General features: G+C 50.1%; 11 protein-coding genes. 4 read left to right on the forward strand and 7 right to left on the reverse strand.

Annotation, left to right across the window (positions count from 1 at the left end):
- Nucleotides 1-228: 228 nt before the first annotated feature.
- The gene (gene yajC / locus DW965_RS03725) at nucleotides 229-573 is read right to left on the reverse strand and encodes a preprotein translocase subunit YajC (protein WP_117509198.1); all 345 of its coding nucleotides are present in this window, start codon (nucleotides 571-573) and stop codon (nucleotides 229-231) included.
- 123 nt (nucleotides 574-696) lie between these two features.
- The gene (tgt, locus tag DW965_RS03730) at nucleotides 697-1,833 is read right to left on the reverse strand and encodes a tRNA guanosine(34) transglycosylase Tgt (RefSeq protein WP_119198050.1); all 1,137 of its coding nucleotides are present in this window, start codon (nucleotides 1,831-1,833) and stop codon (nucleotides 697-699) included.
- Between the two features lie 257 nt (nucleotides 1,834-2,090).
- Here tgt and DW965_RS03735 point away from each other — a divergent pair, with 257 nt between their 5' ends.
- A complete protein-coding gene (locus DW965_RS03735; RefSeq protein WP_119198051.1) occupies nucleotides 2,091-6,344 on the forward strand; it encodes a 2-hydroxyacyl-CoA dehydratase in 4,254 nt (1,417 codons plus the stop codon).
- Between the two features lie 115 nt (nucleotides 6,345-6,459).
- Here the strand turns inward: DW965_RS03735 and DW965_RS19040 are convergent, their stop codons facing one another.
- Genes DW965_RS19040 through hisH form a run of 5 tightly spaced genes read right to left on the reverse strand, consistent with a single transcriptional unit; the run spans nucleotide 6,460 to nucleotide 10,174 of the window.
- The gene (locus DW965_RS19040) at nucleotides 6,460-6,603 is read right to left on the reverse strand and encodes a hypothetical protein (protein ID WP_158582799.1); all 144 of its coding nucleotides are present in this window, start codon (nucleotides 6,601-6,603) and stop codon (nucleotides 6,460-6,462) included.
- Nucleotides 6,597-8,084: a putative polysaccharide biosynthesis protein gene (locus tag DW965_RS03740; protein ID WP_119198052.1), complete on the reverse strand. Its 1,488-nt coding sequence runs from the start codon at nucleotides 8,082-8,084 to the stop codon at nucleotides 6,597-6,599. Before DW965_RS03740 ends, DW965_RS19040 begins: the two co-directional genes overlap by 7 nt.
- Nucleotides 8,077-8,772, reverse strand: a complete 696-nt coding sequence (locus DW965_RS03745) for a uracil-DNA glycosylase (protein WP_119198053.1) — start codon at nucleotides 8,770-8,772, stop codon at nucleotides 8,077-8,079. Before DW965_RS03745 ends, DW965_RS03740 begins: the two co-directional genes overlap by 8 nt.
- A gap of 19 nt (nucleotides 8,773-8,791) precedes the next feature.
- Nucleotides 8,792-9,553: an imidazole glycerol phosphate synthase subunit HisF gene (gene hisF / locus DW965_RS03750; RefSeq protein WP_055265415.1), complete on the reverse strand. Its 762-nt coding sequence runs from the start codon at nucleotides 9,551-9,553 to the stop codon at nucleotides 8,792-8,794.
- Nucleotides 9,554-9,556: 3 nt separating this feature from the next.
- Nucleotides 9,557-10,174, reverse strand: a complete 618-nt coding sequence (hisH, locus tag DW965_RS03755) for an imidazole glycerol phosphate synthase subunit HisH (protein ID WP_119198054.1) — start codon at nucleotides 10,172-10,174, stop codon at nucleotides 9,557-9,559.
- A gap of 278 nt (nucleotides 10,175-10,452) precedes the next feature.
- Here hisH and DW965_RS03760 point away from each other — a divergent pair, with 278 nt between their 5' ends.
- The 3 genes from DW965_RS03760 (at nucleotide 10,453) to DW965_RS03770 (ending at nucleotide 13,561) form a co-directional block, all read left to right on the forward strand.
- Entirely contained in the window at nucleotides 10,453-10,932 is a 480-nt protein-coding gene (locus DW965_RS03760) for a COG2426 family protein (RefSeq protein WP_055265411.1), read from the forward strand.
- A 322-nt stretch (nucleotides 10,933-11,254) separates the two neighbouring features.
- The gene (locus DW965_RS03765) at nucleotides 11,255-12,694 is read left to right on the forward strand and encodes a putative DNA modification/repair radical SAM protein (protein ID WP_119198055.1); all 1,440 of its coding nucleotides are present in this window, start codon (nucleotides 11,255-11,257) and stop codon (nucleotides 12,692-12,694) included.
- Nucleotides 12,695-12,793: 99 nt separating this feature from the next.
- Nucleotides 12,794-13,561, forward strand: coding sequence for a TIGR03915 family putative DNA repair protein (locus DW965_RS03770; protein ID WP_119198056.1), 768 nt, complete (start codon nucleotides 12,794-12,796; stop codon nucleotides 13,559-13,561).
- Nucleotides 13,562-13,564 lie beyond the last annotated feature (3 nt).

The raw sequence follows: 13,564 nt of genomic DNA on the forward strand, positions 1-13,564 counted from the left end.
ATAGCATTTCTAAATTATACGCCATTTTTCCGGTAATTTCAACACGAAATTTCTTTGCATCGGACGAAACGCAATAATCTTTTTGCTTTTTTGCCATTTAAAAGAAAAATACGCGGCATTTTTCCCCGTTTTCGCCGTGTTCCGCCGAAGAAGTTTCGGGGGCGAAAAAAACGCAGGCATTCATTCTTTTTGAATACCTGCGTTTTTCCTGCTTTTCGCCGTGTGAAATTATTTTTTCTTTTCTGTTTTCTCTTCAACGACTGCTGTCTCCGGTTTTTCAACCTCTGTGATGGCTGTTTTGCGCATCGGGATACGGCAGTTTTTGTTGTTTCCGAACTCTACGATGACATCGTCGTCTGTGATATCGATGACTACGCCGTAGAAACCGCTTGTTGTGATGACTGCATCGCCGACTGCGAGGTCATTCAGCATTGCCTGCAGTTTTTTCTGCTCTTTCTTCTGCGGGCGGATCATTAAGAAATACATCATACCGAACATGATGACCAGCCACATAATTAACATACCAGTGCTCATCACACCGCTGTTTGCTGCTGTTGTTGTTGCTAAAAACATTTTCTTTCCTCCTGTTATTCGAGAGTACATCCCGTTCTTTAGACACACCTATCATAATACACAATCCGGAACCGATGGGCAAGTCTTTTTCGGATATTTTCCAAAGATTTCATACTTTCCCGATTACTTTTTGTCGTATTCCTCAAATCCTGCGAGTTTTGCCCGTTTGTAGGAAGCAAAATTGCCCTCGTCCAGCGCGGTCCGGATTTCTGTCATCATATTGTTGTAGAAATACAGGTTGTGCAGAACACAGAGCCGCATGCCGAGCATCTCTTTTGCTTTCAGCAGATGACGGATGTAGGCTCTGCTGTAGTGACGGCACGCCGGGCACTGGCAGCCTTCCTCGATCGGACGCGGATCCAATTCGTATTTCTGGTTGAACAAATTCATTTTTCCATGATTTGTATAAACGTGACCGTGACGTCCGTTCCGGCTCGGATATACACAGTCGAAGAAATCAACGCCGCGCTCTACACCCTCGAGAATATTGGCCGGTGTTCCGACACCCATCAGATATGTCGGTTTTTCTTTTGGCAGATACGGAACCACTTCATCGAGAATATGATACATCTCCTCGTGTGTCTCTCCTACCGCAAGACCGCCGACGGCATATCCGTCAAGATCCATCTCGGAAATCCGTTTTGCATGATCGATACGGATATCTTCATAGATTGCTCCCTGATTGATACCAAACAGCAGCTGGTGCTTGTTGATGGTATCCTCTCTCTGGTTCAGTTCCTGCATTTTATCCTTGCATCGCTGCAGCCATCTTGCCGTACGGTCCACGGAATTCTGCACATAACGGCGGTCTGCCACACTCGATGGGCACTCGTCGAAGGCCATCGCAATCGTGGATGCCAGGTTGGACTGAATCTGCATACTCTCCTCCGGTCCCATAAAGATCTTTCTTCCGTCTACGTGGGAGTGGAAATAAACTCCCTCCTCCTTGATTTTCCGAAGGCCTGCAAGAGAGAATACCTGGAATCCGCCGGAGTCGGTCAGGATCGGTTTATCCCAGACCATAAACTTGTGGAGTCCGCCCATCTTCTTTACGACCTCGTCGCCCGGACGCACGTGGAGGTGATACGTGTTGGAGAGCTCTACCTGCGTGCCGATCTGCTGGAGATCCTCAGTGGAAACGGCTCCCTTGATCGCTGCCGCGGTTCCGACATTCATGAATACCGGCGTCTCGATATTGCCGTGCACGGTTTCCATGTGGGCGCGCTTCGCTCTTCCTTCCATTTTCAGAATTTTATACATAACGCTTTTCATCCTTTCTCATGATCCCTGCCGCCTGTTTTTCATGCAGGGTATACTATTTTTAGTATACAGGCAAAACCCGTTTTTGACAATGCCTGAATTTTCTTTTTTCTGCCTTTTTCCCTCCTGGTTTCTCCATTTTTCACAAGGACTTTATACTTTTTTCGTAAGACATCGCCCTTTTTCCAATTGTATTTCCTTATTTTTTGTCGTATAATGTGTTGAGATTGTTTCTTATTATAAAAGGAGTTTGATTCATGACTGATAAAAAATATACTCTCGGAATCGACATCGGTTCCACCACTGTTAAAATTGCGATCCTCGACGAAGAGAACCAGCTTCTCTTTGCCGATTACGAGCGCCATTTTGCAAACATTCAGGAAACCCTTGCCCACCTGCTCGGGGAAGCACACGAAAAACTGGGCGAACTGACCCTGCAGCCGGTCATCACCGGTTCCGGCGGACTTGCGCTTGCCAACCACCTCGGCATCCCGTTCACGCAGGAAGTTATCGCGGTTTCCACTTCGTTAAAAGCACTCGCTCCGCAGACCGACGTTGCCATCGAGCTCGGCGGTGAGGATGCCAAGATCATCTATTTTGAGGGCGGCAATGTGGAGCAGCGTATGAACGGTATCTGCGCCGGCGGCACCGGTTCTTTCATCGACCAGATGGCTTCTCTTCTGCAGACCGATGCAACCGGACTCAACGAATACGCGAAGCATTACCAGGCGATTTATCCGATCGCAGCACGCTGCGGTGTATTCGCAAAAACCGATATCCAGCCGCTCATCAACGACGGTGCAACAAAAGAGGATCTTTCCGCTTCCATTTTCCAGGCAGTTGTCAACCAGACCATTTCTGGTCTTGCCTGCGGTAAACCGATCCGCGGCCACGTTGCCTTTCTCGGCGGCCCGCTGCACTTCCTCTCGGAATTAAAGACAGCATTCGTCCGTACCTTAAAACTGGATGACGAGCATACAATCGTACCGGACAACTCCCACCTGTTTGCAGCCATCGGTTCTGCGATGAATGCAGACGGAAAAACCGAGATTTCCCTTCTCGCACTGAAAAAACGGCTCGAAGAGAAAGTTGCTATCGATTTTGAGGTTGCCCGTCTTGAGCCGCTGTTTAAAGATCAGGCCGAGTATGACGAATTTCTGGCGCGCCAGAGTGTCAACAACGTCGTGACCGCCGATCTTTCCACCTACGAGGGAAACTGCTATCTCGGTATTGATGCCGGTTCCACGACGACCAAAGCTGCACTCGTCGGCGAAGACGGTGCTCTTCTCTATTCCTTCTACAGCAACAACCACGGAAATCCGCTCGGCACATCGATCCGCGCGATCCAGGAGATCTACTCCAAACTGCCGGATTCCGCACAGATCGCCTGGTCCTGTTCGACCGGTTACGGCGAGGCGCTCATCAAAGCTGCACTGATGCTGGACGAGGGTGAGGTAGAGACGATTTCCCATTATTACGCTGCCGCGTTCTTCGATCCGGAAGTCGACTGTATTCTCGACATCGGCGGCCAGGATATGAAGTGCATCAAGATCAAAAACGGCACTGTAGACAGCGTACAGCTGAACGAGGCATGTTCCTCCGGCTGCGGTTCCTTCATCGAGACGTTCGCGCAGTCCCTGAACTACAGCGTGCAGGATTTCGCGCATGAGGCGCTGTTTGCAAAACACCCGATCGATCTTGGTACCCGCTGTACCGTATTTATGAATTCCAAGGTAAAACAGGCGCAGAAAGAGGGCGCATCCGTCGCCGATATTTCTGCCGGACTTGCCTGCTCCGTTATTAAAAACGCATTATATAAGGTAATTAAAGTTTCGGATGCCACCGAGCTGGGACGCCACATCGTCGTACAGGGCGGTACGTTCTACAACGACGCTGTTCTCCGAAGCTTTGAACGGATCGCCAACTGCGAAGCCATCCGCCCGGACATCGCCGGCATCATGGGTGCGTTCGGTGCGGCGCTGATCGCAAGAGAGCGCTACTCCGCCGATCAGGAGACCACGATGCTCTCCATTGAAAAGATCAACGAGCTGAAATATTCGACCACGATGGCAAACTGTAAGGGATGTACGAACAGCTGCCGTCTGACCATCAACAAATTCTCCGGCGGCCGTCAGTACATCAGCGGAAACCGCTGCGAGCGCGGTATCGGAAAAGAGAAAAACAAAGATCATATTCCGAACCTGTTCGAATACAAATACAAACGGATCTTCGGCTACCAGCCGCTGCCGCAGGATGAAGCGATCCGCGGAGAGGTCGGCATTCCGAGAGTCCTCAATATGTTTGAGAATTATCCGTTCTGGTACACCTTCTTTACGCAGCTGAAATACCGCGTGGTACTCTCTCCGACCTCGAGCCGCAAGATCTACGAGCTCGGTATTGAGTCGATTCCAAGTGAATCCGAGTGCTATCCGGCCAAACTGGCGCACGGCCATGTGACCTGGCTCTTACGCCACGGTGTGAAGTTCATCTTCTACCCGTGTATCCCGTACGAGCGCACCGAGTTCCCGGAAGCCATCAACCACTACAACTGCCCGATCGTTACCTCGTATGCGGAAAATATCAAAAACAACGTGGACGAGCTGCAGGACGATTCCATTACGTTCCGCAATCCGTTCCTTGCGTTTACGAGTGAAAAGGTGCTTGCCGATGGTCTTGTCAAAGAGTTCTCCGGTCTGCCGGAGGATGAAGTCCGTGCTGCTGTTCATGCCGGATGGGAAGAGCTTGGCGCTGCAAGACGCGATATGCAGAAAAAAGGCGAGGAAACGCTTCAGTATATGAAAGAAACCGGCCGCAGAGGCATCGTGCTTGCCGGCCGTCCGTACCACATCGATCCGGAAATCCATCACGGTATCCCGGATATGATCAACTCCTACGGACTGTGCGTGCTGACGGAGGACTCTGTTTCCCATCTGGCACCGCTCGAGCGTCCGCTCCGTGTCAATGACCAGTGGATGTACCACACCCGTCTGTATGCAGCTGCAAACTATGTAAAGACACGCGACGATCTTGACCTGATTCAGCTGAACTCGTTCGGCTGCGGTCTCGACGCCGTTACCACCGATGAGGTTTATGAGATTCTGACCAGAAGCGGCAAGATTTATACCTGCCTGAAGATCGATGAGGTCAACAACCTCGGCGCTGCCAGAATCCGTGTCCGCTCTCTGCTCGCTGCCCTCCGTGCACATGATCGGAAACAGGCGGTACGCGAGATTCTTCCGTCCTCGATCCAGAAACCGGTCTTCACGAAAGAAATGCGGAAAGACTACACAATCCTCTGCCCGCAGATGTCACCGATCCACTTCTCGCTTCTGCAGCCGGCGTTCAACGCAGCCGGATACAATCTGGAAGTGCTTCCGAACGACAACAAAGAGGCGGTTGATGTCGGACTGAAATACGTCAACAACGATGCCTGCTATCCGTCTCTGATGGTAGTCGGACAGATTATGCAGGCGCTGCTCTCCGGCAAGTATGACCTGAACAAAGTGGCTGTCATCATGAGCCAGACCGGCGGCGGCTGCCGTGCTTCGAACTACATCGGATTTATCCGCCGTGCGCTGGAGAAGGCCGATATGACGCAGATTCCGGTCATCTCGATTAACTTGAGCGGTCTGGAGGAAAATCCGGGCTTCAAGATCACGCCGGATCTTGCGATTCGTCTCTGCTATGCAGCAGAATTCGGCGATATCATGATGAAATGTATTTACCGGATGCGTCCTTATGAGCAGAAGAAGGGTACAACAGACCGGATTCATCAGAAATGGGAAAAGATCTGTATTGATTTTATTTCAGCAAAACGCTTAAGCCATACCCGCTTCAAACAGATCTGCCGCACGATGATTCGCGATTTCGACCACATTCCGATCACCGATGAAAAGAAACCGCGTGTCGGTATTGTCGGCGAGATTCTTGTTAAGTTCCTTCCGGCGGCTAACAACCATCTGGCGGAGCTGCTTGAGAGTGAAGGCGCGGAACCGGTTGTCCCGGATCTGATCGACTTCTTCTGTTACTGCTTCTACAATACGAACTTCAAGGTAGAGCACCTGGGATTCAAAAAAAGTTCTTCGATGTTGGGAAATACCGGTATTAAACTGATCAATTGGCTGCGCAGTGCGGCGGTTGCGGAGTTCAAGAAGAGTGAGCATTTTGATCCACCGGCCGATGTGCGGGATCTGGCAAAATATGCTTCCCCGATTGTATCCTGTGGTAACCAGACCGGTGAGGGATGGTTCCTGACGGGCGAGATGATGGAGCTGATTCACAGTGATGTTTACAACATCGTCTGTATCCAGCCGTTTGCATGCCTGCCGAACCACATTGTTGGTAAGGGTGTGATTAAGGCAATCCGTAAGGAGTATCCGAAGGCAAATATCGTGGCTGTCGACTACGATCCCGGTGCTTCGGAGGTGAATCAGCTGAACCGTATTAAACTGATGCTTTCTACTGCAAATAAGAATCTGAAGCAGGAATTGCGTGAAGAAAAAGACGTGTAAATTTACATAGTTTCAAGCAAAGCGGATATTCGCAATCCGCTTTGCTATTTGCTTGATTCAGTTAACCGAAAAGGCGGTCAGAGTCGAAAAACTCTGACCGCCTTTTCTATTGGTTTTAGCGGTAAATCCGCAGGATACGGAGAACCTTTACCAGTTTTGTTCCCATTGGCATGCGGCGCATTTCGGCCTCGGTTGTCCCGGTTACAACCACAAAAGCAATCAAATATACAACAATTGCAATCAGGATTGCGATCAGCATGCTGATGGATGGGCGTTTGGTGATGGCAAAGAGCCATAGTAAACAACCCAGGTTACGACGCCCATGATTGCAGCTGCAATCAATGGTTTTACGTAGGTGTTTTTGAATTCGTTGCGGAAATTCAAGTGTTTGCGGATTGATAGATTATTTAGTATGCACATGCTTAAGGAAAACAAGATTCCCGCAAAGACAACAGCATAGATATTTGTCTTCGGGAAGACTGTGAGAATCAAAGCCAGGATGGCAAGATCCATTCCAAGGGAAATGGCAGCGTTGTGCAGGGCTTTTTTCTGCTGGCCGATGGACTGCAGGACGCTGTTGGTAATGGTGGACAGTGCCGAAAACACAACTGAGACTGCACCCATCATCAACAGTTTGCCGGAAAGGCTCGAGCTTGACGGGAACAGAACTCCTGTGATCGGGAATGCCAGGACGCCAAGACCGACAGCTGCCGGGATGGAGATGAACATCGTCAGACGGATCGTCTCAAGAATCTTGTCGTTTGCCTCATCGAGATCACCGGTCGCATAACACGAGGATACCTCCGGCATCATCGCGGATGCGGATGCACTTGCCATAGCAAGCGGGACGTTGATCAGGGTAACATAATAGTTGGAAAACTCTCCATATGCGGCATTCAGTGCTTTCTGATTCTCTCCGTGCCATCCGAGGATGGTGAAGAACAGGTAATTGTCCAGGTAAGCGTTGCAGTTATAAATAAAGGTCGTAAAGATAACCGGTGTTACCATCAGAAAAAGAACCTGAAAAATTTCGCGGTAGGATTCTTCGCGGTGGCGCGTGTCCTTTGCCACTTTCCGTAGAATGGTTTTCCGATTTACGCCATAGACAATCACCATGAAGCAGAGGCCTGCCAGGACACCGGCTCCTGTTCCGAGGGTTCCGCCGGCGGCACCGAATTTGGCATGTTCGGTATCGTTTGTCGCGAACTGCTGGATGAAGAACCAGGCGGCGCCAATACTGAATGCGGCGTTGAATACCTGCTCGATGATCTGTGAAATTGAGGTCGGCATCATCGTGCTGTGGGCCTGGAAATAGCCACGCAGAACGCCGAGAACAGCCGAGAAAAAGATCGTCGGCGCCAATACACGCAGGGCGAGGAGTGCATTCTGCTGGTTATACGGCAGAAGGAATTTCCCGCCAAAGAATGCCACCAGTGCAGCAACTCCACCTACGATCACGGCGTAAAGAAGAGCACCGTGGAACACGCGATGTGCATTTCGGTACTCTTTTAATGCCAGACGTTCGGATACGATTTTTGACACTGCCATCGGAATACTATAGGAGGAGATCAGAAGCAGAATCGTATACAGATTACTCGCCGTACTGTAATAGCCAAGTCCCTCATTTCCAATCGTTTCGCCGAGCGGTGACCGGTATAAAAGACCGATCACACGTGAGATAATCGTTGCCGCCATTAAAATAGAAGTATTTCTCAATAATGTATTTTTCTTTTTACTCATGCTTTTGCTCCCGTATTACATTTTCGATCTGCCAGTCAATCGGCGCAAGACCGTTTTCTTCCAGATATTCGTTTGTTCTGGAAAACGGATGGCTGCCGAAAAATCCACGGTATGCAGAGAGCGGACTCGGATGAGCGGACATCAGCACCAGATGCTTTGGATTGTGGATCATCTCTTTTTTCCGCTGCGCCGGACGGCCCCAGAGGATGAATACCATCGGGCGGTCCTGCCCGGCGAGCACTTTGATTGCCGCGTCCGTGAACTGCTCCCAGCCGATTTCCTTGTGGGAATTTGCCTGATGCGCACGCACAGTCAGCACCGTGTTCAGCATCAGAACACCCTGCCGTGCCCATTTTTCGAGATAACCGTTGTTCGGGATGTAGCATCCCAGATCGTCTTCGAGTTCCTTGTAAATATTGACCAGAGACGGCGGAATGTCTACTTCCGGTTTTACGGAAAAGCAGAGTCCGTGCGCCTGTCCCGGCTCGTGGTACGGATCCTGGCCTAAGATGACCACTTTGACCTGCTCGAGCGGGGTAAAGTGGAACGCATTGAAAATATCATCAGCCGGCGGGTAAATCGTGTGGGTTTTGTACTCCGCTCCCACCGTCTGAAACAGTTTTTTATAATAATCTTTGGAGAATTCTCCTTTCAGGGCATTGGCCCAGCTTCCGCTAAGAGGCGGCATATCGTTTTCTCCCTTCCTTTTACAGGCGGACCGGCACATTGCGGCCTGCCAGATATTCTTTGACTTCACGAATTTCCAGTTCTTTGTAGTGGAACAGGGATGCGGCAAGTGCAGCATCGGCTTTTCCTTCGGTTAAAGCGTCATAGAAATGCTCCAGCGTTCCTGCGCCGCCGGATGCAATGACCGGGATACCGACGCTTTCTGCGATGGTTCTTGTCAGCTCAATATCGTATCCCGCCTTTGTTCCGTCGCAGTCCATGCTGGTGAGCAGGATTTCTCCGGCGCCAAGGCTTTCTGCTTTTTTTGCCCACGCAACGGCATCGATGCCGACATCGATGCGGCCGCCGTTTTTATAGATATTCCAGCCGCTTCCGTCCGCTCTTTTCTTGGCGTCGATCGCAACGACCACGCACTGGCTGCCGAATTTCTGTGCCGCGTCGTGGATGAGCTGCGGATTGTTGATGGCAGAGGAGTTGATCGAGATTTTATCGGCTCCTTCGCGGAGCAGCATCTTGAAATCATCCACGGTACGGATTCCGCCGCCAACGGTGAATGGGATAAAAACGTTTGCTGCTACTTTGCGTACCATATCAACGACGGTTCCTCTCTGATCGGAGGAAGCAGTGATATCAAGAAAAACAACTTCATCGGCTCCTGCCTTGTCGTACGCTTTTGCGATCTCCACCGGGTCGCCGGCATCTTTTAAATCGACGAAATTAACGCCTTTTACGACTCTTCCGTTTTTTACATCCAGGCATGGGATAATTCGTTTTGTAAACATCCGTCAGTCCTCCTCTCCAATTTCCGCAAAATTTTTCAGAATGGCAAGCCCAAGATCTGAGCTCTTTTCCGGGTGGAACTGGCAGGCGAACAGATTTTCTTTTTCCACGGATGCATGGATGTGTGTACTGTACTCTGTCGTTGCTTTTACAATTTCCTCCTCTTCTGCTTTCAGATAGTAGGAGTGGACAAAGTAAACATACGATTCCTGCAGGATGCCTTTGAATAAGCGTCCACCGTTCTGCAGATGGATGGAATTCCAGCCCATGTGCGGAATCTTTAAGCCCTCTTTGTCCGGAATCCGGAGAATTTCTCCTTTTAACAGGCCAAGGCCTGCAACGCCCGGGCTCTCTTCGCTGCGTTCAAACAGGATCTGAAGTCCGAGGCAGATTCCAAGAAACGGAGTCCCTTTTTCTACGATTTCATGAATAACCGGTACCAGATGATAGCGGTTCAGATTTTCCATCGCATCTCCAAAGCTGCCGACACCCGGCAGAACGACGTGATCTGCGCGTTTTAACACGTCTGGATCCCTGGTCAGTACAACCTCTTTTCCAAGGCTTTGAAAGGCTTTTTCCACGCTTTTTATATTTCCGGCATCATAATCGATCAGTGCAATCATAGGTGGGTCCTCCTCGTTTGTTATTTCAGTCCACGCCCCCTGTCATTGGGGGCATCTCTGCTGTTCTTTTGCAAACAGTACACTTCATTCTAACATACCGTTTTCTAAAATTCAAATTTTGAAAGTTATAAAATTATACAAAAATGCAGAAATTCTTAAGATTTCTTTTACTCCCGCTCCTTTCTTTCTTTTTATACTGGACAAATGGCGGGCATCACGCTACAATAAGAGCGTTGCACTAAGAAACGATAACATTTTGTAAAAAACGAGAGGTGTATATGATTACCAAATATCTGATTGTATTTTTGATTTCCATGGTTCCGCTCATCGAGCTGCGTGGTGCGATTCCGTACGCGGTAGCTTTCCATATTCCGACGCTTCCGGCCTATCTGATCGCCGTCATCGGAAATATGCTTCCGGTTCCGGTTATTTTCCTGTTCGCTCGAAAGGTTCTTGTCTGGGGATGTGATAAAAAGTATATCGGAAAGTTCTTCACCTGGTGTCTGGAAAAAGGCGAAAAAGGCGGGGAAAAACTGAAAGCAAAAGCCGGCCGCGGACTTCCGCTCGCCCTGCTGCTCTTCGTCGGCATCCCGCTCCCGGGAACCGGCGCATGGACCGGCACACTGGCCGCAAGTATCCTCGATATGGACTTTAAGACCAGCGTTCTCGCCATCATGGGCGGTGTTCTCCTTGCAAGCGTCATCATGCTGCTTGCAAGTTCCGGCGTATTCGGGGCAATTGGGGCGCTTTTGGCGTAAACGGCTCTGCTTCCGTTTCAATTCCATAAAATTTGGCTTACAGCCGCACAGATTTGTTTTTCCGATCTGTGCGGCTGTTTTTGTATAACTTTTTTCTAACAGAAATTTTCCCTGCTGTTTCCTGTTCACGTTTTTCCGGATCGAATTCTGTTTCTTTTCTTCCAGTATTTTCTTGTACTATTTTCATTTTTCCTCTTGAACATTCGTTCGATTTGTGTTACACTTCTTTTATCGAACAGTTGTTCTTTTTATAAAATACCTGTTATCTTATTGTTTTACTTTTATTCGTATTCATTTGGACATAGAAAGGAATTTTTCTGCCATGCAGTTATCATCACAAACACTTTCTCTCTCCGAGAAGCTGAATCTTCTCGCCGATGCCGCCAAATACGACGTTGCCTGCACTTCCAGCGGTGTGAACCGTGCCGGAAAACAGGGACATCTCGGCAATTCGGTCTCCTGCGGTATCTGCCACAGCTTTTCTTCCGACGGACGCTGTATCTCTCTGTTGAAAATTCTGCAGAGCAATGACTGTATCTACGACTGTAAATACTGCGTCAACCGCGCCGGGAATGACCGGCAGCGCGCCACGTTTACACCGGAGGAGGTCTGTACACTCGTCACGGAATTTTATCGCCGAAACTATATTGAGGGACTCTTTTTAAGTTCCGCCGTCTGCAAAAATCCTGCCCATACGATGGCGCTCATGTACCGCACTCTGCATCTTTTACGTAATCGTTACCGCTTTAACGGCTACATCCACGTCAAAGCTATCCCGGGCGCACCCGCCGAGCTGATCGAAAAGACCGGCTATCTCGCCGACCGCATGAGCGTCAATCTGGAACTCCCGACCGGAGAAGGGCTGCAGAAACTGGCCCCGCAGAAGACACAGAAAGCGATTTTAAAACCCATGCGCCAGATCCAGTCCGGTATTGTAGATTACCGGCTGACCGCAGGGAAAAGCGCTTTTTTAGAGCGTTCCTCGGGAAACCGCTATCTCTCCCACTCCATTTTCGATACACGAAAGCAGATTTCCGCCTCCGCTGCCGATCTGGGCTGGATCTCTTCTTCCTCCGCGCGGTCACTGCCGGAAAAGGAACGCTCTGCTCCCTTCGTTCCTGCCGGTCAGAGCACGCAGATGATCATCGGTGCGACAAAGGAAAACGATTACCAGCTTCTCTCCACCTCACAGCTTCTCTACCAGCAGTATGACCTGAAGCGCGTCTTTTACTCCGCCTACATTCCGGTCAACGAGGATTCCGCCCTGCCCTCACGTGAAACCAAGCCGCCGCTTCTTCGGGAACACCGCCTTTATCAGGCAGACTGGCTGCTCCGCTTCTACGGTTTTCAGGCGGATGAACTGCTCGATGAAGCCCACCCGAACTTTCATGCACAGCTCGACCCGAAATGCGACTGGGCGCTGCGCCATATGGAGCTGTTTCCGGTGGAGATCAACACGGCTGAGTATGCCGACCTTCTGCGCGTTCCCGGCATCGGGCCGAAATCGGCCATGCGGATTTTAAAGAGCCGCAGAAGCTCCCATCTTTCATTTGAGCACCTGAAAAAGATCGGTGTGGTACTGAAACGCGCCAAATATTTTATCACCTGCGAGGGAAAAATGATGTATCACATGCGGCTGGAACAGCAGTTTCTGACCCGGCAGCTCACGGGAGAGGAAGCCGCCTCCAACTGGGAGGTTTCCCATCCGGAACAGTATCAGCAGCTTTCTCTGTTTGATGCTGCCGTACCTGGGCATATATAATCCCGGGCGTTCTTCTCACGGAAAAGCCTTTTTGCTGTATCTGCGCTTTTTTGCAGAAGGCTGTTGTCTGTATCAATTGATTTCAGAAAGGATTTTATTATGACTGTTTACACCTGCAGCCCGGATCTTGCGTCGATCCTGACCTGCATCTATGAAGCCTGGAATTCCCGTCTCGGCTACCGCAATGTACAGCTGATGACGGAACCAGTCGGCAATCTGGAGCTGTTCTGCGATTACTGCCATGTTGAGCCGGACACAGAAAAAGCCGCCAGCGTCACGCGATCCATTCAAAAGAAGATCGGCGCAACAGCCTGGCGGCTCGTCTATCTCTGTGCAATGTCCGAGAGAAGCGACGCTCCCGACATCATTTATCGTTTTCTGCTCTACGGCTTTTCCTATGGAAAGGATACCCTGCATATGCTGCAGGAACCGGCGGTATTCCACGCTTTTGAAGTTTCCCGTCAGGTCACAAATGAAGCGCATTCGTTCCGGGAATTTATCCGTTTTGCAAATATTTCCTCCGGTTTTCCGATCCTGGTCTCGCATATTTCCCCGAAAGCTAATGTGCTGACCCTGGTCGCTCCCCATTTTTCTGACCGGCTCCCCTCAGAAAACTGGATGATTCTCGATGATAACCGGCAGCTTGCCGTCGTGCATCCCGCTGACCGGCCCTTTTATCTGACCCGTCTTTCTCCGGGTGAAATAGAACGCCTTTCCCTCACGGAATCCACTTCGGATCCTTACGAAGAACTCTGGAAAGGATTTTTCACCGCAATTGCCATCAAAGAGCGTTCCAATCCCGACTGTCAGCGTACGCATCTGCCGCTCCACTACCAGGATCATATGCCGGAATTTAAAAATCTTTAGAGT

The organism is Blautia sp. AM47-4 (assembly GCF_003479865.1).
In the GTDB taxonomy this organism is placed as follows: domain Bacteria; phylum Bacillota; class Clostridia; order Lachnospirales; family Lachnospiraceae; genus Fusicatenibacter; species Fusicatenibacter saccharivorans.